The organism is Campylobacter helveticus, from assembly GCF_002080395.1.
In the GTDB taxonomy this organism is placed as follows: Bacteria; Campylobacterota; Campylobacteria; order Campylobacterales; family Campylobacteraceae; genus Campylobacter_D; species Campylobacter_D helveticus.
This window is the reverse complement of the sequence record NZ_CP020478.1, coordinates 372,822-391,404: the sequence shown is the minus strand read 5'-3', so window position 1 is coordinate 391,404 and position 18,583 is coordinate 372,822. Positions and strand designations below refer to the sequence as shown.

General features: G+C 32.8%; 14 protein-coding genes. 4 read left to right on the top strand and 10 right to left on the bottom strand.

The features are described from left to right. Positions 1–18 precede the first annotated feature (18 nt). Positions 19–279: a DEAD/DEAH box helicase family protein gene (locus tag CHELV3228_RS10725; RefSeq protein WP_082199316.1), complete on the top strand. Its 261-nt coding sequence runs from the start codon at positions 19–21 to the stop codon at positions 277–279. A 3,616-nt stretch (positions 280–3,895) separates the two neighbouring features. On the opposite strand, the gene CHELV3228_RS02065 is transcribed toward CHELV3228_RS10725, so the two are convergent. From CHELV3228_RS02065 to CHELV3228_RS02025, 9 genes are all read right to left on the bottom strand, one after another. Beyond that, the gene (locus CHELV3228_RS02065; RefSeq protein WP_082199313.1) at positions 3,896–4,450 is read right to left on the bottom strand and encodes a UbiX family flavin prenyltransferase; all 555 of its coding nucleotides are present in this window, start codon (positions 4,448–4,450) and stop codon (positions 3,896–3,898) included. Further along, on the bottom strand, positions 4,447–5,109 hold the full coding sequence (gene flgA, locus CHELV3228_RS02060) for a flagellar basal body P-ring formation chaperone FlgA (RefSeq protein WP_082199312.1): 663 nt from the start codon (positions 5,107–5,109) through the stop codon (positions 4,447–4,449). Before flgA ends, CHELV3228_RS02065 begins: the two co-directional genes overlap by 4 nt. 8 nt (positions 5,110–5,117) lie before the next feature. Beyond that, positions 5,118–5,882: a MetQ/NlpA family ABC transporter substrate-binding protein gene (locus CHELV3228_RS02055; protein WP_082199311.1), complete on the bottom strand. Its 765-nt coding sequence runs from the start codon at positions 5,880–5,882 to the stop codon at positions 5,118–5,120. A gap of 9 nt (positions 5,883–5,891) precedes the next feature. Further along, positions 5,892–6,665: a MetQ/NlpA family ABC transporter substrate-binding protein gene (locus CHELV3228_RS02050; RefSeq protein ID WP_082199310.1), complete on the bottom strand. Its 774-nt coding sequence runs from the start codon at positions 6,663–6,665 to the stop codon at positions 5,892–5,894. 40 nt (positions 6,666–6,705) lie between these two features. Continuing rightward, a complete protein-coding gene (locus CHELV3228_RS02045) occupies positions 6,706–7,479 on the bottom strand; it encodes a MetQ/NlpA family ABC transporter substrate-binding protein (protein WP_082199309.1) in 774 nt (257 codons plus the stop codon). Positions 7,480–7,638: 159 nt separating this feature from the next. Next, positions 7,639–8,541, bottom strand: coding sequence for a methionine ABC transporter permease (locus tag CHELV3228_RS02040; RefSeq protein WP_082199308.1), 903 nt, complete (start codon positions 8,539–8,541; stop codon positions 7,639–7,641). After that, entirely contained in the window at positions 8,534–9,547 is a 1,014-nt protein-coding gene (locus tag CHELV3228_RS02035) for a methionine ABC transporter ATP-binding protein (protein WP_082199307.1), read from the bottom strand. The genes CHELV3228_RS02040 and CHELV3228_RS02035 overlap by 8 nt, the downstream gene beginning before the upstream one ends. Position 9,548: 1 nt before the next feature. Further along, positions 9,549–12,161, bottom strand: a complete 2,613-nt coding sequence (locus CHELV3228_RS02030) for a valine--tRNA ligase (RefSeq protein WP_082199306.1) — start codon at positions 12,159–12,161, stop codon at positions 9,549–9,551. A 12-nt stretch (positions 12,162–12,173) separates the two neighbouring features. After that, positions 12,174–13,085 carry a hypothetical protein gene (locus CHELV3228_RS02025; RefSeq protein WP_082199305.1) on the bottom strand — a complete coding sequence of 304 codons (912 nt, stop codon included), beginning with the start codon at positions 13,083–13,085 and terminating at the stop codon, positions 12,174–12,176. 114 nt (positions 13,086–13,199) lie between these two features. On the opposite strand from CHELV3228_RS02025, the gene CHELV3228_RS02020 reads away from it, so the two are divergent. From CHELV3228_RS02020 to tpx, 3 genes are read left to right on the top strand one after another with little or no spacing between them, the layout of a single operon-like run. Further along, entirely contained in the window at positions 13,200–15,221 is a 2,022-nt protein-coding gene (locus CHELV3228_RS02020; protein WP_082199304.1) for an ATP-dependent helicase, read from the top strand. Between the two features lie 47 nt (positions 15,222–15,268). Beyond that, positions 15,269–16,081 carry a substrate-binding domain-containing protein gene (locus tag CHELV3228_RS02015; protein ID WP_082199303.1) on the top strand — a complete coding sequence of 271 codons (813 nt, stop codon included), beginning with the start codon at positions 15,269–15,271 and terminating at the stop codon, positions 16,079–16,081. A 12-nt stretch (positions 16,082–16,093) separates the two neighbouring features. Further along, on the top strand, positions 16,094–16,621 hold the full coding sequence (tpx, locus tag CHELV3228_RS02010) for a thiol peroxidase (RefSeq protein WP_082199302.1): 528 nt from the start codon (positions 16,094–16,096) through the stop codon (positions 16,619–16,621). Positions 16,622–16,648: 27 nt separating this feature from the next. On the opposite strand, the gene rpoD is transcribed toward tpx, so the two are convergent. Further along, the gene (rpoD, locus tag CHELV3228_RS02005; RefSeq protein ID WP_082199301.1) at positions 16,649–18,517 is read right to left on the bottom strand and encodes an RNA polymerase sigma factor RpoD; all 1,869 of its coding nucleotides are present in this window, start codon (positions 18,515–18,517) and stop codon (positions 16,649–16,651) included. Between the last annotated feature and the right edge of the window lie 66 nt (positions 18,518–18,583).

The window sequence follows — 18,583 nt, the reverse complement described above, 5'->3', positions numbered from 1 at the left end:
GGAGGCACTTTTAAAAAAATAAAACTAGAAGACTTTCCAAGCCCCGATAAGCTCTATGAAAACTACAAAGTATGGAAAAACTTAAAAGAAGATAGTATTTTAAAAACCAAATTTGATAACACCAACATAGAAAAACCTTTACGCTACTATCAAAGAGTAGCCGTAAATGAAACTCTTGCTGCCGTGCAAAAAGGTGCAATGAGAGCCTTACTTGTCCTTGCCACTGGCACAGGCAAAACACAAGTCGCTTACCAAATCGCCCATCGTCTTTTTAACTAAACCTTTAATTATTTTATCTCGTAATCTTTTAAAATTTATTCAACAACTCTACCTATAATTCTCATCAATTCATCTGCTTCCATAAGAATTGTCAAACAATCTTTATTATCGCCAATTAAAGATAAAGGTAGTTTTCCTAACCTTTTTACAAAAACTTCATTTTGATATTCTACGAATATAAATTTCACCTTTGATCATCAAAACATCATCGTTCTCCTTTTTTTTTAATTGCAAGGGTCATATCATCTCCTATTACATGGATAATGCCTATTTTAAAATCCTTGCATATTAAACATAAGTTTTGTTTCTTGTTTATTACAAGGAAAATTTTCGTAATTTATAAAACAAAAAGCAGCTAATGCACATTATCTTTATAGAAATAATATCGTCGTTTAGTTTGGTGGTCTCGCTCAAAAACATAACCTTGAGCATAAGTGTATTTTGTGTTGTTAAAGAGCTTTATTTTGAAAAATATAAAGCAAAGGTAGCGTAGATTGTATATGAAAAATTCTTAGAGCTTAAGATATATTAAACTCATACAAACCAAAGAAATATCGCAAGTTTTTAATGTAGGCACTGTTGCTTTAAACTTTGCTGTTAGTATAAAATCAAACAAATATGAGTATAAAAATAGATAATGCTAGTGATGTTGCTAGAATAAGCCTTTTAATCGATATTTAATCAGTAAAATTACTTTAATTTTGAATGAAAAAATGTAAGCAATATGCAAACATTACAAAAGAAAATAACTTAGATTTAACAAGGCTTAATGATTTGACTGTTTTAAAATTAAAGTTTGAAAATTAAGTAATGAATTTAAAGAAGAGGTTAAAATTACTTAAGTAGATTAAAAAATATGTTGACATTGTAAGGTTAAAACAAAAGAAGACTTTAGAAATATTAATGTTTTTTATGAAATGGCAACAGTCTTTTAAAGTTCAAGACATCCTAATCGCAAAGTAACATAGGTTTAACTTTGAATACAAGAAACATACCTCTTTATAGCATCCTTTGTAGCGGGAAACTTTAATTAATGGAGCTTTGGTGGTAAATACATAAAGTTGCTGTATAAAAAATTACGATTTTATCGGCTTTGATTTATAAGAACTTAAGCCTCTCTTTATGTAAAGTCTTATGCAATTTCATTAAAAATTATTACAAAGATAAAACACACTAGAACATTACATTACCGTTCAAAGATTAGATAAAATAAAAAGCAAATTATTATACACTTAATAACCAAAGAGAGATTTATATGGCGAAAAATATGTGTTAGTTCTCCAATGGATTTTATCGCAAAAGACAATATGGCTTTAGAACTTTTAGACCAAACATTGCTCATTGTAAATATGTTTCAAGCTTAGTACCGAAAAAATCGAATACCATAAGTTCAACCAATCCCATTGAGCGCTTTTAGTAAGTCCAATATGATAATGTAGAAAGACGATAACAAGAATTATCTTTCAAAAGATTTTTGAGATTTTCCAGATGGTTTAGGTATTTACTTATACTGGAGAAAAAAGTTCAATCGAAAGATACTTTAGTACACGCTCACGCAGATCTTTCGCAATACATCAGCAAAACCTCGTTCGGAGAAAGATGAATGAGTAAAGAACTCCCCTCCCCCCCCAAAAAAAACTAAAGATAGATATGTCTTTCAATCAAAAAACTCATGCTTTTAGCGAAGAGCTTGTAAGCTTTCAGAAGCAAAAGTACTCAATATGGAATATGTTGTTAAAAGGTATTAAACCTCACTTAAATTATGGAGTTTTCGTGATGAAAATACCTTATGAAGAGTTTTTGTTTTATACAGGATACAAAAAACTTCCAACAATTAACAAAAGTTGTTCTTTTGAGGACGGAACCGCATCAAAGCACTTCAACTCCAAGCGTTAAAAATGTATGTAAAATACTAAGGAAAATCTAAGCGGTTTTCCCTTACTTTACCATAATGAAAGTTGCAAAACTAAGCAAATAAATCCTAAAAATGCTTAAAAAGGTTATGAAAATGAAGAAAAAGTGCTTAAAAGATATTCAAAGTAAATCAAGCAAGATTTACGAAACACTTTTAAAAGCTAGAGGAAGCGATTAAAAAAAGCTTAAATCACAAAGAAAGTCTGAATACATCAAAAACGATGTGAATACTAATGAACTTATTTTGGGTATTTTATCCATAATGATAAAAATGAGTTTGATATAGACACTTTTGTGAACAAAAATATTTTTCTAATTAAAAATTTCTTAAAGCTTGATGAGCTTAATATTATAAAGAAAAAGCTTACGAGATAAATTTTTTTATTGGGGGGGGGGGATTAAATCAATAGTGGAATATTGGACAAAAATATAAAGATTGGAATTGGCTTTGAAAGTATTATAACCCATGTTAAAAAAGATAGAACTTAATAAAAGGCACATGTTGAGAGATTGACAAAATATTTTATCTATCTAAAAACCTCCTATGTCTGCTGAAGAAAGCAAATGTTGTCGCAGAATGAGGAGGATTTGAACTTTCCCCAAAAGAAGAAATAGCAAGTGCAATGGGTGCAACTTTTGGAATACGAATAAAACTTACATGAGATGTAATATGGTAGTGCGTTTCATTTTTGAGGCGAATTGTAGAAAAAATAAAAATAGATTTTAATTTTTACTTATCATTATTTTAGCTACTTGGGTAGAAGTGTGTTAAATATGCATTAACAAACTTGAAAAAATAAAAGATAAATACATTGAATTGTGCTTCAAATACAAAGAGTATTTTGAGTTTTCGCAGAAATAAAGAAAGTAATAAGAAAGATAACTATTAAGTCCAAAATATCAATACAACACCAAAATAAGCAATGATAAAATTCAGATCGACAAATTACTCAAACAACCATATTTTAAGCAAATTAAACTCGGTGGCGAAAGACAAATCAAAGTCATAATTCGTTTGATAAAGTTTTAAAATCTTATAAATATTCTTACATTCTAATTGCCTTTAGGAGAACTTCCATAAAAGGAATAATTAATACCAATCTTTCCATTTTGTTTAATTGCGGATAAGAGATAGAGTTTTAATTTCATAGAATAAAAATATCAGGGCAAATACCTATTTTTCAGCAATGTCTTTCGTTTTTAAATCTTTCTTTACTCCACTTGCAAGAATATCTTTAACACTTCTTTTAAGTCTTTCCTTGAATATGAACATAAAATTACAAAAAGAAAAGGAAAAGATTGCAATTTGAAAGAAAATGTTTTTAAGTTTATGTTTAAAAAAAACTTTAAGTTTCACATAACTTTCTTAGAAAACTTAAACGATTAAATAATTACATCAAAATCAAGATATAAAACCATTTTAAGCAAAATATAACTATGCTTAGTGCGATAAAATAGTGTTCTAGGCAAGAATTTTAAAGCGAAATATCCTTTGTTAGTTGCCCTTAAACAACCTTTAATCAATTTTTTGGACAAAACGGACATTGGAATATTTGGATAATCCATGCTTTAAATTGGGAAAGATAAAAACCAACTTTTACGGCTTTTAAAGTTCCATTATTTAGGTTTTTTATTAAAATTATTTAGGGATAGTTACACATTCTTTTTAAAAATGCACATCACAAAAATAAAAATGCACATTTCAACTCCATCTTTTATATAAATTGTGCCGAATTTCTAACAAATCAAGCCATTTTCCAACGATAAAATTTTCAAAATCTTCTAAATTTTTTACCCCACCATAACTTGCATAAATGGGTGGAGCTATCACAACACCCATTGAAGAAAGTTTTGCCATATGCTCCAAATTTAGCGTGGAAAAAGGCATTTCACGCACAGCTAAGATGAGTTTTCTACGCTCTTTTAGAGCTACCGCACAAGCTCTCGTGAGTAAAGTATCGCAAAAACCAGCGTGAATTTTAGCTAGTGTAGAAATCGAACTAGGCGCAATTAAAGTTTTTTCAATGCCAAAAGAGCCACTTGAAACCCCAGCGCTTAAATCCTCATCATCTAAAAAAGTGCATTTGTGAAATTTCTTACAAATTTGCTCTAAATTTTGCTTGTTTTCCGCCACAAAACTCTTTTTAGCCCCCTTAGTAATAATGCAAAAAAGCTCACTTTCTTGTTCTAAAATTTCAAGAATTTTAAGTCCTAAATGCACACTACTAGAGCCTGAAATTCCTAGCAAAATCTTCATTGTAATAAAACCCTATTTTTACCCATAACCACGCCTTGCATTACCTTTCCATCTTTGCTTTTAACGCGAATTCTTTCGCCCAAATTTGCACTTTGTAAAGCAACAAGCTCAATTAAAACATCAACGCCACTATCTTTTAAAACGCCTATAACTTGGTCGTTTCGTTTGATTATCGCTGTGGTTTTAAACATATTTTGTCTTAAAATTGTGTTTTTGTTAATATTGCTTTTGGCAAGAAGATTATTTAAATCCTCTACTCCCAAGGCGTTACTTGGAACTTTATCAAAGTCCATTAGAACTATCTTATAATCAAGCGCACCAAGCCTATCACCCCTTTTTATCGCTCTTGTGCTACGCAAAACTTCTAAATTTGCACGGATAAAATAACGAAAAAAAACATTTTTGGAGATATTTTGAGGGGTTTTAAACTCCGCTCTTAAAAAACCTTGAGATTTATTAAATTTCCCATTGGCAATCCGCAAAAATTCAAATTGCTCAAAGTCCCTAGGCAAAGAAGTGATTTTTAAATCGACTTGCTTGATAGCAATTTGAGGAAAATTATTTTGATATTCCTTAGTTAAGGCAGCTTTGACTAGATCTAAATTTCCAGCTTCTAAAATTTGCCATAAAAACAAAAATACAAAGCAAATTTTCCTCATATTTTCCCTTAAAATAGGCTTATTACAGCACCATTATACTTTTCTTCAATGAATTTTTTAATCGCTTCGCTTTTTAGCACTTCTTTGATAACTTGTGCTTTCTCGCCATCTTTATCCTTTTCTTGCACGGCTAAAACGATAGCATATAAGCTTCCTTCATCTTCGATAAAAAGCCCATCTTTTGGATTTAATTTTGCTCCAAGTGCATAATTTGTAGGGATAAGTGCTACATCCACATCGCTTAAAGCACGAGGTAATTGTGCGGCTTTAAGCTCTAGGAATTTAAGCTTTTTAGGATTATCCACTATGTCAAGCGGAGTTTTTAAAGCCTTGTCATTGAGCTTGATAAGCCCAGCTCTTTCAAGTAAATCTAAAGCTCTGCTTTCATTTGTAGGGTCATTTGGGATAGCGATTTTAGCATTTTGTGGAATTAAGCTTTTGTTCTTAATTTTTTTAGAATACCCAGCCATAGGCACCAAAATGATATTATCTACTGCGACTAACTTGCTTTTTTGATTAGCATTAAACTCATCTAAAAAAGGCTTATGTTGATATAAATTTGCATCTAAATCCCCCTGTGCTAAAGCTAAATTTGGCAACACATAATCAGCAAATTCCTTCACTTCCAAATTCCAACCTTTTTCTTTAAATAAAGCTTTGCTAAATTCCAAGATTTCAGCGTGTGGAGTAGGTGTAGCACCTATAATTATGGTTTTATCATTTGCAAAAGCAAAATGAAACAATAAGCTAATAATTAAAATAATTTTTTTCATTTTTCCTCCTTAAAAACCCGGAATTAAAATATCTTTATAGTTTTCCTCGATAAAATTTCGAAGTTTTTCACTCCTTAAAACCTTATCGATAACTTTAGTTTTTGCACTTTGTGAGTCCTCTGCTCTTACGACTACAAAATTAACATAAGGGCTATCTTTATCTTCGATAAAAATAGAGTCTTTAACTGGGTTTAAATTCGCCCCTAAAGCATAGTTTGAATTAATCACAGCTACATCCACATCACTTAAAGCACGAGGTAATTGTGCGGCTTTAAGCTCTACAAATTGAAGCTTTTTAGGATTATCCACTATGTCAAGCGGAGTTTTAAGCTTTTTATCATTAAGCTTGATAAGCCCAGCTTTTGCTAAAAGTTCCAAAGCTCTGCTTTCATTCGTTGGGTCGTTTGGAATGGCTATTTTAGCACCATCTTTAAGCTCATCGAGGCTTTTTAATTTTTGACTAAAAACAGCCATAGGGGCGATAATTACAGGTGTAGTTGCGATTAAATCGCTTTTGGTGTTTTTATTATACTCATCTAAAAAAGGCTTGTGCTGATATAAATTGGCGTCTAGCTCTTTAGCACTTAAAGCTCTATTTGGTAGGATATAATCAGAAAATTCGACAATTTTAAGTTCATATCCCTCTTTTTTAAAATCTTCTCTCATATGCTCCACTAAAATTCCAGAAGGATTAGGCGTAAGTCCTATGGTGATAATCTTTTCATTAGCAAACAAAAAAGAGGAAAATAAAAAAAGTGTGAAAATAATTTTTGAGAAATTCATAGGTGTCTCCTTATGAGAAGTCCCTATTTTTCAATAGGGATTAAAAAGCTGGAACGACAGCACCATTATATTTTTCTGTGATAAATTTCTTTATCTTTTCGCTTTGAAGTGCTTTTACAAGAGCTTTAATTTTAGGCTCTTGGTCTTTTCCTTCTTTAACGACTAAGATATTGACATAAGGACTATCTTTATCCTCGATAAAAATGGAATCTTTAACGGGATTTAAACTAGCTCCAAGCGCATAATTGGAATTGATAACAGCGACATCCACATCACTTAAAGCACGAGGAAGTTGTGCGGCTTTAAGTTCTACAAATTTGAAATTTTTAGGGTTGTTTTTAATGTCAACCGGTGTTTTTAAAGCTTTATCATTAAAACTTACAAGTCCCGTTTTAGCGATAATATCCAAAGCTCTGCTTTCATTCGTTGGGTCGTTTGGAACGGCTATTTTAGCACCATCTTTTAATTCGTCGAAACTTTTATATTTTTTAGAATAAACAGCCATAGGTTCAATGTGAATGTTGGCAACTTTAACAAGTTTAGTTCCTTTATTTTTGTTAAATTCTTCCAAATAAGGTGTATGCTGGAAGAAATTTGCATCAACTTCACCATTGTCTGTAGCAAGATTTGGCAAAACATAGTCGGTAAACTCTTTTACAACAAGAGTATAGCCCTCTTTTTCTAATTCCCCTTTCGCTTGGTTTAGAATTTCAGCGTGTGGAACAGGAGTCGCTGCGACAACAATTTTTTCTGCGGCATTTAAATTAAGAGTAAAGCCTAAAAGGCTTGCTAAAAGTAGCGTTTTGATTTTCATTTTTTTCCTTTCTTTAAGTCATTGTGCTTGCTTATCTTACGCCCTGACTACCAGAAAGAGTTTTTAAGATAGTCAGGCTAAAACATCTGAGACATCATAGCTTATCCTTTCAAAAAATTAATTAGGTTTGATTCTAACTTAAAAATTATTAATATAATATTAATTATTTAAATTTCTCTGCTTTTTTATTTTAAAAACTAAAATTAAGCTTAAAATAATTCCCAATGAGACTTCGAGTACTACATTCTCTTGATGATAGAAATCAAATATTATCTTAGCCAAATCAATCAAAATAAGCCCCACGATAATGTAAATTTCTTTGCAATCCTTAGTCCAAGCATAAAAGAAATTACCTAAAATTTGCACCATTTGCACTAAAATTAGCAAAATAACAACAGTTTGTATCATCATCACGCTATCAAAACGCTCATAACCATAGCGAATCGCTACATCGCCAAGTCCTCCACCGCCAATTGTCCCAGCAAGAGCCGAAAAACCTATGGTAAAAATTAAAGTTAGGGTTAAGCCACCAATGATATTTGGCAGGGCTTCTACGAAAATGACCTTAAAAATGATTTGTATATCACTAGAACCATAGGATTTTGCTGCCTCTATGACACCTTTATCAACTTCTTTAAAAGCACTTTCAATCATTTTAGCCAAGTAAGGTGCTATACCTATGGAAAGAGGGGTGATAACAGCATCTGTTCCTATGCTTGTGCCAACAACGATTTTAGAAAGCGGCAAAAGCACGATGATAAGAATAAGAAAGGGGAAAGCCCTTAAAATATTTGTAATAAAATCCAAAATAGCGTAAGCAAAGGAATTCTCTCTAATGCCATCACGACCCCAAATCGCAAGTAAAATCCCTGGAATAATAGCCAACAAAAAGCCCACAAAAACGCTCATTAAACTCATATAGATGGTTTCATTTAAGGCTTGTTTCAAAATCAAATCATAATTTTGAGAAAAATTTGTAACAGAAGCCACAAGCGTTTCCTTCATACCCTGCCAAGAACTTTCAGTAAAAAACCCAGTCAATCTAGTCAAAAATTCACCCATTAAACACCTCCCATAAAACACCACTTTTTTCTATATAAGCTAAAACTTCTTCCCTATCTTTTTCATCAATATTAATAACCAAATTTCCTAAAGCCACGCCGTTGAGTTTTTCAATTTTACCCCACACGATGTTAAAATCGATATTTAATGTCCTTGCCATATGCGTTATAACGCTATTTTGAGCGACTTCCTTAGGAAAATAAAGCTTGATATTTAGTCCATTTTCTGGTAAAAAATCGCTTTCTCCCAAAAATTCTCTCATCTTAGCATTAGGCTTTAAAAATAACTCATCAATTTTTCCGCTACCAATAATTTGTCCGTGTTCGAGCAAAATAGCTTTTTGCGCTATATCCTTGACAACTTCCATTTCGTGTGTTACTAAAACAACGCTAATGCCAAATTCTTTATTGATTTTAAGGATAAGCTCTAAAATATTTTTAGTCGTGTTAGGGTCAAGTGCTGATGTGGCTTCATCGCTTAATAAAATTTTAGGATTAAGCGCTAAGGCTCTTGCAATAGCAACTCTTTGCTTTTGTCCTCCACTTAATTCTTTAGGATAAGAATTTTTTTTATGACTTAAACCCACAATGTTCAAAAGCTCATTAACTCTCTTTTTAATATCATTTTCACTCATGTAATCTTTTCTAAACAAACTCGCCATCATTTTACACTGGGTATAGTGCGTTCTTAATGGCATAGCAATATTTTCAAAAACATTTTTGCGGTTCATTAGGGCGAAATTTTGAAAAATCATTCCCACATCTTTTCTTAAATTTTTAAGCTTTTCAGGCTCATTTTCAAGGAGGTCTTTAATCTCTAAATCAAAAACCTTAAGACTACCTTTTTGGTAGGTCTCAAGCCCATTAATGCACCTTAAGAGTGTAGATTTACCAGCTCCACTATGTCCCACTATGGCACAAATTTCACCTTTTTTAATCTCCAAAGAAACATCGTTGATAACCAGCTCTTTACCATAATATTTTTGCAAATTTTGTATTTTTATCAAATTAACCCCTTAAATTTTTAAGTTCCATCTGCACCTTTTCAAATTGCTCTTTAAGATTATTTAAGGCATTTTGATTTTGTAGGATAATGTCTTTTGGTGCTTTGGATAGAAATTTCTCATTACTTAACATCGCATTAATTTTGCTAAATTCTTTCTCTAGTTTTAATTTTTGATTTTCAAGTCTTGAAATAATCGCACTTAGGTCTATATTATCAAGCTTAATATTAATTTCTAAATTTTCACTCACATCACAAATTGCATTATCTAATTTTTGAGTGATAAATTCTATATTCTCACATTTTGCAAGTAGAGTGATAAAATTCTTATGCTTTTCTATTTCATCTTGCATTGTAGTATTATTAAGCTTGATGTAAGCCTTTTCTATCTTAGCATTACCAAGCTCTATCAAACTTTTGGCACGGCGTATGCTAATAATGCTTTCTATGAGCAAAGAAAAAGTGCGTTCTATATTTTCATCTTTAGGACCTAAATTTGGATAAGCACTTATCATTATAGAAGGCGTAGTTTCGATTTCAGTGCCGCTTAATCGATGATAAGCATACTCACTAATGAAAGGCATAAAAGGGTGCAAGGCTTTTAACGCTTCTTTAAAAATACTTCCTAGCTCTTTTACACTATTCTTTTGTGCTTTACTAAGCTCAATCCCCCAATCACAAAAATCATCCCAAAAAAACCGATAAAGATAATTTGCCGCATCATTAAAACGATAATTTTCTAAATTTTCCCTCACTTGTTTTAGGCATTCTTGAAATTTTGCGTGAATGAATTTGGCAAGCTCATTTTGAAGCGTGATATTTTCCAAATCCTCAAATTTTCTTTCATTTAAAAGAAGATAATTTGTCGCGTTATAAATTTTATTTGTGAAATTTCTCACTTGCAAAAGCTTATCATTACTCAGTTTGATATCTCTGCCCTGCACCGCAAGCAAAGCAAGGGTGAAACGCAAAATGTCGGCACTATATTCTTTAATGCTCTCATTTGGGTCGATGACATTTCCAAGACTTTTGCTCATTTTACGCCCTTGCTCATCTTTGACTAAGGCGTGAAGATAAATGTGTTTAAAAGGTAAATTTTCTAAGGCATCAGTGCTTAAAAACATCATTCTAGCGACCCAGAAAAATAAAATATCAAAACCCGTAATCAGCAAAGAATTTGGATAAAAATTTTTCAAATCTTCTTTTTGGTAAAGCGTTCCTTCGCTCCAGTTTTCATTTCCCCAGCCAAGTGTGCTCATAGCCCAAAGACCCGAACTAAACCAAGTATCTAACACATCTTTATCTTGATGAAAATTCACACCATTACATTTTGGGCAAACTTGAGGTGTGTTTTCACTTGCCCACTCATTACCACACTCACAATAATAAACAGGAATTTGATGTCCCCACCAAAGCTGTCTTGAAATACACCAATCGCGTAAATCTCTCATCCACGCATTAAAGCTATTGACCCAGTGGCTAGGGTAAAATTGCGTCTTATTTAAAGCGACTTTTTCTATGCTTTTTTGAGCAATTTCTTTTTTGACAAACCATTGTTTAGAGATATAAGGCTCTACAATATTATTACAACGATAGCAATAACCCACTTGATTATGATGCTCTTCTATCTTTTCGATAAAACCTAAATTTTCGAGTTTTTGGACTATTTTTTCTCTAGCCTCAAGTCTTTCTAAGCCCTGAAATTCTAAGCAATGCTCATTTAAAATTCCTTTTTCATCAAAAACACTTATAAATTCTAAATTATGTCTTAAGCCTACTTCGTAGTCGTTCATATCGTGAGCTGGGGTTACCTTAACTACGCCTGTGCCAAATTCTTTATCCACATGAGCATCGGCTATAATTTTCACTGCTTTATTAGAAAGTGGCAAAAGCACTTCTTTGCCTATGAATTTAATATATCGTTCATCATCAGGATGCACCATTACGGCAGTATCACCAAAAAAAGTCTCAGGACGCGTAGTAGCGACGACTAAAAAATCCTCGCTATCTTTTAAAAAATATTTTATATGATAAAGTTTGCCTTTATTTTCTTTATATTCAACCTCTATATCACTTAAAGCACCATCGTGGGTACACCAATTTACCATATAATTTCCCCGCACGATGAGCTTTTCGTTGTAAAGTTTCACAAAAGCTTTTTTTACGGCATTTGCTAAGCCCTCGTCCATAGTAAAACGCAAACGACTCCAAGCAGGAGTTATGCCTAAAGTCCGCATTTGTTCTAAAATTTTGCCTCCGCTTTGTTCTTTCCACTCCCACACTTTTTCGATAAATTTTTCGCGCCCAAGCTCTTCTTTTGTAATGCCTTGTGCTAAAAGTTGCTTTTCTACGACATTTTGCGTAGCGATACCTGCGTGGTCTAACCCCGGCTGATAAAGGGTTTTATAACCCTCCATTCTCTTATAGCGGGTAATAATATCTTGCAAAGTAAAAGTAAGAGCGTGTCCTATGTGCAAAACACCTGTAACATTAGGCGGTGGCATCATAATGCAGAAATTTTTACCCTCTTTTTGTATCGCTTTGTTTGAATCGACTTCAAAATACCCACGCTTTTCGCAAAGCTCGTAATATTTTTTTTCTAAACTTTTATCATACATTAAGTTAAATTCCTATTTTTGAGATTTAATCTCAATGATTTCCGTGAAAGGGAAGAAAAATTGAGCGGTTTCAAGTCCCCTTTTTAAGCTTTTAATATGTCTTGCAAAATCGCTTCCCTTAGTTTCTTCCTCGCTTTTAAATTCAAGCCTTTCGATAATCTCTTCTCTTCTAACCTTAGAATTTAATTCTGCAGGATTGTTAAGATAAGGGGCTAATTGCTTAATGTCGATGTATTTATAAGCCTTTTTCTTGTCGGAAAAAATAATATCTTTATTGTAAATGCTTACATTCATTTTGTGTTTTGGCAACATTTCTATAAAAACACTTAAATTATAATCTTGCGCCCTCGCCTGAACAGGGATAAGCATATCTTCTAAAAGCTCAATTCTATACTGAGTTAAAGCTTTTCCATGCATTACATAAACTTTCATAGTAGAAGAGCTTAGTTTTGGCTCAAAACGACTATCTTTACCCTTTTGTTGATACTCTTTTATAGTGCTTAAACGAATTTGTTTTGGAGTTTTTTGCTCTTGTTTTTTCTCTTCTTTTAAAACAGGTTTTGGCTTTTTCTCTTCTTTTTTAGCGATTTTTGGCAAATCTTTCTCTAAAGTTTTATTTTCTTCTTGCTTCTTGATTTTAAGTTCTTCTTTTTTAGGCTCTTGTTTTTGCAGATTACTTGCATTTGTTTCGGGTAAAATTGGCACGATAGAATTTAAAGTCGCGTTTGTTTCTTGCACTTCTTGAGTTAAATTTTGCTCTTTTTGTGGTTCTTGTGGTAGAGTTTGCTGTTGCTTAGGAATTGGACTTGTTGCATTTGTTGCATTATTTTTATCACGCTCAAAAAGATAATAATAAGTTCCCCCAAGTGCTAAAACTAAAGCCACCAAAACAGCCATTAAAATAGAAAAAACCTTAGCATTCATTACAACTTTCCTTAAATTTAAATAGATAAAGTTTGCATTATACTATAAGAAAGTCAAAATTTCGTTTTTTAAGCAATTTTTTTTTACAATTACGCCTTTTTAATAAGGATAAAAATGCCACTTTCTAAACTCAACGAAGAACAATTAAAAGCTGCCAAAGCAAATTTTGGACACAATCTTATCATCGCAAGTGCTGGCACGGGTAAAACTTCCACCATAGTCGCTAGGATAGCTTTTCTTTTGCAGCAAGGTATTAGTCCTGAAAAAATTATGCTTTTAACTTTTACCAATAAAGCGAGTAAGGAAATGATAACGCGCCTTTCGCGATATTTTGATAGTAAAATCACAGGTAAAATTCTAGCTGGCACCTTTCACTCCACCGCATATAAGATTCTTAAAGACGCTAACAAAGATATTGCCTTAAAACAAGCCGGTGAGCTTAAAACTCTACTTAAAAGCGTGTATGAAAAAAGGAGATTTTCGCATTTAAGCGACATTAAGCCTTACGCAAGTGCTTATTTGTATGACATTTATTCTTTATTTCAAAACAAAGCACACAATGAGGAATTTTATACTTGGTTTTGTCAAAATTACAATGAACAAAGCATTTATGCAGAAATTTATGAAGATATTTTAAAAGAATACGAAGAGGAAAAAAAGCGTTTTAATTATGTCGATTTTAATGATTTACTTTTAAATTTAAAAGAGCTTTTAAAAAGTCAAAAATATGAATTTGATGAAATTTTAGTCGATGAATATCAAGATACAAATACCCTCCAAAGTTCTATAATAGAGGCATTTGAAAGCAAAAGTTTATTTTGTGTGGGAGATTATGACCAAAGCATTTATGCTTTTAATGGAGCGGACATTAACATCATAGGCGGCTTTAAAGAGCGTTTTTTAGACGCACAAATTTTTTCTCTCAATAAGAATTACCGCTCTTCAAAAAGCATTCTAGCCCTTGCAAATAAGGTGATTTTAAATAACGAAAGACTTTATCCAAAAGAACTTATCGTAACACGCCAAGATGAGCTTAAGGCACCTAGTTTGCTAACTTTTGATGAGTTATTTTCTCAATATCAAAATATCGCTAAAATGATACATACTAGTGGGGTAAGCTTAGAAGAAATTGCCGTCATTTTCCGTAATAATTCTAGTGCTGATGGTATAGAGGTGGCTTTGAGGGAGCGGGGGATTGCAAGTGTGAGAAAGGGGAGTGGGAGCTTTTTTGAAAGCTTGGAAGTGAAAGCATTTTGTGCGATGTTGGCTCTTATCGTTAATCCTAAAGATATAATGGCTTTTATCCACCTTATACAATACACCAAAGGCGTTGGCGGCGTTTTGGCAAAAGATATTTTTGACGCGCTTTTAAAACTTGGAGATGGAAATTTGGTTAAAGGTTTTTTAGAGCCTGATAAAAGCGTGAGTTTAAAAAATTATCAAAAAAGAAATTATGAACTTGGACTTTTTGCAGATTTAGACGATTTGGCAAGTGAAAGACGCTTTAATTTCGAAAGTGAATTTCACGCACACCCCATTTTACAACTTTCTAAAATTAACGAAAATTGTGCGAAAAATTTGGAAAAGCTTTATTTTTTCCTTAAAGAAACAAAGGATAAAAAACACTCTTTAGAGGTGCTAAATTCCATTTTTAGTAACGAATTTTTTAGAGAAATTTGCGAAGAACTTGCAACAAAAAGAGCGACTAATAAAGCTGGGCAGGTTGATTTGCTAAGAAAAGGTGAAAATTTACAAAAAATAGAAACAAAATTCGGTGTCTTAAAAGAGTTTGCAAAAAATTATAGCGATATTTATAAGTATTATAATTTTTTAACTTTAGGCTCAAGCGAGATGAGCAATGGCAAGGGTGTCAATTTACTCAGTGTGCATGCAAGTAAGGGACTTGAATTTGACTTGGTTTTTGTGGTGGATTTAGCGCAAAATCGCTTCCCAAATCAAAAATTAATGGCTATGGGAGGGAGTTTAGAGGAGGAAAGAAGACTTTTTTATGTTGCCGTAACAAGAGCAAAAAATATCCTCTATCTCAGCTATGCCAAATATGATAAAGACAAAAAAACGCATTATAAGCCATCTTGTTTTTTAGTCGAAGCGGGACTTTGTAAGGAAGATTATTAACTTTTAAGTGTTAGTATAAGTTGATTTCATTTTGAAAGGAGGACATAATGAAAAAACTATTAGTTTTAAGCACTTTGGCAGCTAGTTTATTGAGTGCCGAAATTTTAGTTTATGGCTCCAGTGCAGCAGCACCAGCTATGAGAGAATTGGCGATGGAATTTGAGAAGAAAAGCGGGGAGAAAGTTATCGTTACTTCAGGATCTGCTAGAACTTGGATTCATAGGGCTGTGCAGAATGCGGATTTAGTTTATGCGCCAAATGTTAGAACTATGGATAGATACATTGAGTTAATGCCAAATTTAAGCATAAAGGACATTAGCGTGATTAACTTGCGTCAAACAGGTTTAATTGTGCGTCCTAATAATCCCTTAAAAATTACAAATTTTAACGATATTTTAGATAAAAAAGTTAAGGTTATGGTAATGAACGGAGGGCATAACAGCTATGAGGCTATGGCTCTTAAAATGGGTAATAAAGATAATTTAACTAAACTGAGAAAAAACATCGTTGTATATGCAAGAGGTCCTGAGGAGGCTTTAGACTTATGGAAACAAAATAAAAGCATTGATGTTTTAATCGCAGCTTCACACTGGGCAAAAACTTTAGGAAATGAAGCGTTATTTGTCGAAGCGGGAGAGGAATTTGCAACCTACAAAGCCACAGAATTGGCTCCCACAAAAAAAGCTTTGAAAAATAAGAAAGTGCAAGAATTTATCAAATTTACCCAAAGCGAAGAGGGGCAAAACATCCTACAAAACGCAATGTGGAATTTAGGTGGTAGTTATAGACAGAGCGGTATGGGAATGAACCGCGGTGGAATGTATCACAGAAACCATCCTCGCTATGGTGAAACTTATTAATAAGGAGAAAAAATGTCAGTAAATTTTAAAGGTAACCCTGTTGATTTAAAGGGAAATGCAGTAGAAGTTGGAACGGTGGCTCCTAAATTAAATCTTAAAGCTAAGGATTTAAGTGCTGTGGAGATAGCAAAAGAGGGCAAAACACAAATTATACTCAGTGTGCCAAGTCTAGATACTCCTGTTTGTGCGACAGAAGCAAGAGAATTTAACCAAAAAATTGCAAATTTTAAAGATGCTGAAGTTATCGTTGTGAGTATGGATTTGCCTTTTGCTATGGGAAGATTTTGTAGCACGGAAAACATCGAAAATATCACAGTAGCAAGTGATTTTGTCGCTAAAGAATTTGGAGAAAAATATGGTGTTTTAATCGCTAATGGCGTTTTAGAAGGACTTTTAGCTAGAGCCGTTTTTGTGATTAAAGATGGAAAAATTGCATATAAAGAGCTTGTTAAAGAAATTACAGAAATGCCAAATTTTGAAGCAGTTGAAAGCTTTATTAAAAGCGGTGGGGGTTGTTGTGGAGTTTGCGGTTGCCGTTAATTTATGAAATAAGCCTTTTGAAGAGGCTTATTTCCACCCCTCAATGTAATTTTTAAGCTTACGCCCAACTTTTGGATGTTTTAATTTTTTAATAGCAGAACTTTCGATTTGTCTTACTCTCTCGCGTGTTACATTAAGCTCTTTGCCTATTTCTTCCAAAGTTCTATCGCTTTCATCTTCAAGCAAACCAAAACGCATACGAATAACAGCCTTTTCCCTATCATTTAGCTGGTCGAGCACCTCATCAATTTGCTCTTTTAAGTCATCTTTTAAGATATTATCCATAGGGGAAAGGGAATTTCTATCCTCTACGAAATCTCCAAATTTCCCATCATCTTCACTTCCAATAGGCGCTTCAAGAGAAATAGGCTCTTTGGTGATTTTAATCACTTGCTTCACCTTATCCACGCTAAGCCCAACCTCTTTAGCGATAACATTGACATCTGGCTCTTTGCCATTTTTTTGAAGATGCTCTCTTATAATTTTGTTGATTTGATTGATGGTTTCTATCATATGGATAGGAATTCTTATTGTTCTTGCTTGGTCAGCTATGGCTCTTGAAATAGCTTGTCTTATCCACCAAGTCGCGTAAGTAGAAAATTTATAGCCCCTTTTATACTCAAATTTATCCACAGCTTTCATTAAGCCTATATTTCCCTCTTGTATAAGGTCTAAAAAAGGTAAACCTCTATTAGTATAACGCTTCGCTATACTTACAACCAACCTTAAATTTGATTTTGCCATTCTACCCTTAGCTTCATCGGAGATTTTTTTACCTCGTTTGATTTGCTCTAAAATTTCTTTCAAGCGTCCTTTTTCTAAATCAAAACTTTTCTTACTCGCTTCTTTAGTTTGAAAAAGCTTTTTTATCTCCATATAAGTGCTTACCATAGTTGTTTCCATAGCTTTTTCTGCAATTTCATCTTTGCTTAATTTAGTAATTTCCCTTAAAATATCAGCGTGTCTTGCCTTAAGTTCGTCTGAAAACATAGGCAAACGATACTCTAAACGCTTAAGCTCTTTATCAAATTCATCATCGCTCTTAAGGGCTGTTTCCATTGACTTAACTATCTCGCTAATCAGTTTTGAAGTCGGTCCCAAATCCATTAATTTTTCTTTTAAAATATTCTTTTTAAAAGCGATACTTAATTTATCCAAAAGCTCATCATCACTTTCTTTAGCCTTAGAATCCTTAGAAACCTTAAGCCATTCTTTTTTTGCTTTTTCTAGAGCTTTAAATTTTTCCATTACTTTTAAGGTGCGCTCATCTTCCTTTTTGTTAGGTTTTTTAAATTTTTTTTCCTCTTCATTTTCGCCATCTTCATCATTCTCTTCTTCATCAAGCTCATCGAGTTTGTCATTTTCTTTTTCTTCTTCATCAAAACTTTTAAAAAGCTCTTTTACGCGCCTTTCTCTATTAATTAAAGGCTCTTGATAGTCTAAGATAAAATCAATGAGATAAGGCACTGAGCAAAATGCATCGATGATAATATCCTCACCAAGTTCAATTTTTTTTGAAATTTCAACCTCTTCATCTTTGTTTAATAAAGCAATTTGCCCCATTTCACGAAGATACATACGCACAGGAGAATCTGAGCGACTCCATTCCAAAAGGTCATTTTCATTTGCTAAATTAAATTCATTTTCTAAGCCTGTATCTTGAAGTTTTTGTTTTTCTTCTTTTAATCTTTTGGCATCGGCTATATTTTGCATTTGAGCGATTTGTGCGGCGGAGTAAAGCTCGACCTTATATTTTTTCATCAAAGCACGAATTTTCTTTATCGCCGTGGCATTTGGTTTATTAAGATATTTGACTAATTTTTCATAGGTAATGTAGTCTTCTTGATTTTCTTTAAATAATTCTTCAAGCTCTAAATTTTGTGTTTTGGCGTTCATTTTTTTCCTTTTTTTGATGAATTTGCGATTTTATCTTATTTTTGCTTAACTTTTGTATAATTGAGG

Bases quoted from the DNA above. Each gene is read 5' to 3' on its own strand.
- CHELV3228_RS02065 (WP_082199313.1), bottom strand. From the start codon at position 4,450: ATGAAGATTTTGCTAGGAATTTCAGGCTCTAGTAGTGTGCATTTAGGA.
- flgA (WP_082199312.1), bottom strand. From the start codon at position 5,109: ATGAGGAAAATTTGCTTTGTATTTTTGTTTTTATGGCAAATTTTAGAA.
- CHELV3228_RS02055 (WP_082199311.1), bottom strand. From the start codon at position 5,882: ATGAAAAAAATTATTTTAATTATTAGCTTATTGTTTCATTTTGCTTTT.
- CHELV3228_RS02050 (WP_082199310.1), bottom strand. From the start codon at position 6,665: ATGAATTTCTCAAAAATTATTTTCACACTTTTTTTATTTTCCTCTTTT.
- CHELV3228_RS02045 (WP_082199309.1), bottom strand. From the start codon at position 7,479: ATGAAAATCAAAACGCTACTTTTAGCAAGCCTTTTAGGCTTTACTCTT.
- CHELV3228_RS02040 (WP_082199308.1), bottom strand. From the start codon at position 8,541: ATGGGTGAATTTTTGACTAGATTGACTGGGTTTTTTACTGAAAGTTCT.
- CHELV3228_RS02030 (WP_082199306.1), bottom strand. From the start codon at position 12,161: ATGTATGATAAAAGTTTAGAAAAAAAATATTACGAGCTTTGCGAAAAG.
- CHELV3228_RS02025 (WP_082199305.1), bottom strand. From the start codon at position 13,085: ATGAATGCTAAGGTTTTTTCTATTTTAATGGCTGTTTTGGTGGCTTTA.
- CHELV3228_RS02020 (WP_082199304.1), top strand. From the start codon at position 13,200: ATGCCACTTTCTAAACTCAACGAAGAACAATTAAAAGCTGCCAAAGCA.
- CHELV3228_RS02015 (WP_082199303.1), top strand. From the start codon at position 15,269: ATGAAAAAACTATTAGTTTTAAGCACTTTGGCAGCTAGTTTATTGAGT.
- tpx (WP_082199302.1), top strand. From the start codon at position 16,094: ATGTCAGTAAATTTTAAAGGTAACCCTGTTGATTTAAAGGGAAATGCA.
- rpoD (WP_082199301.1), bottom strand. From the start codon at position 18,517: ATGAACGCCAAAACACAAAATTTAGAGCTTGAAGAATTATTTAAAGAA.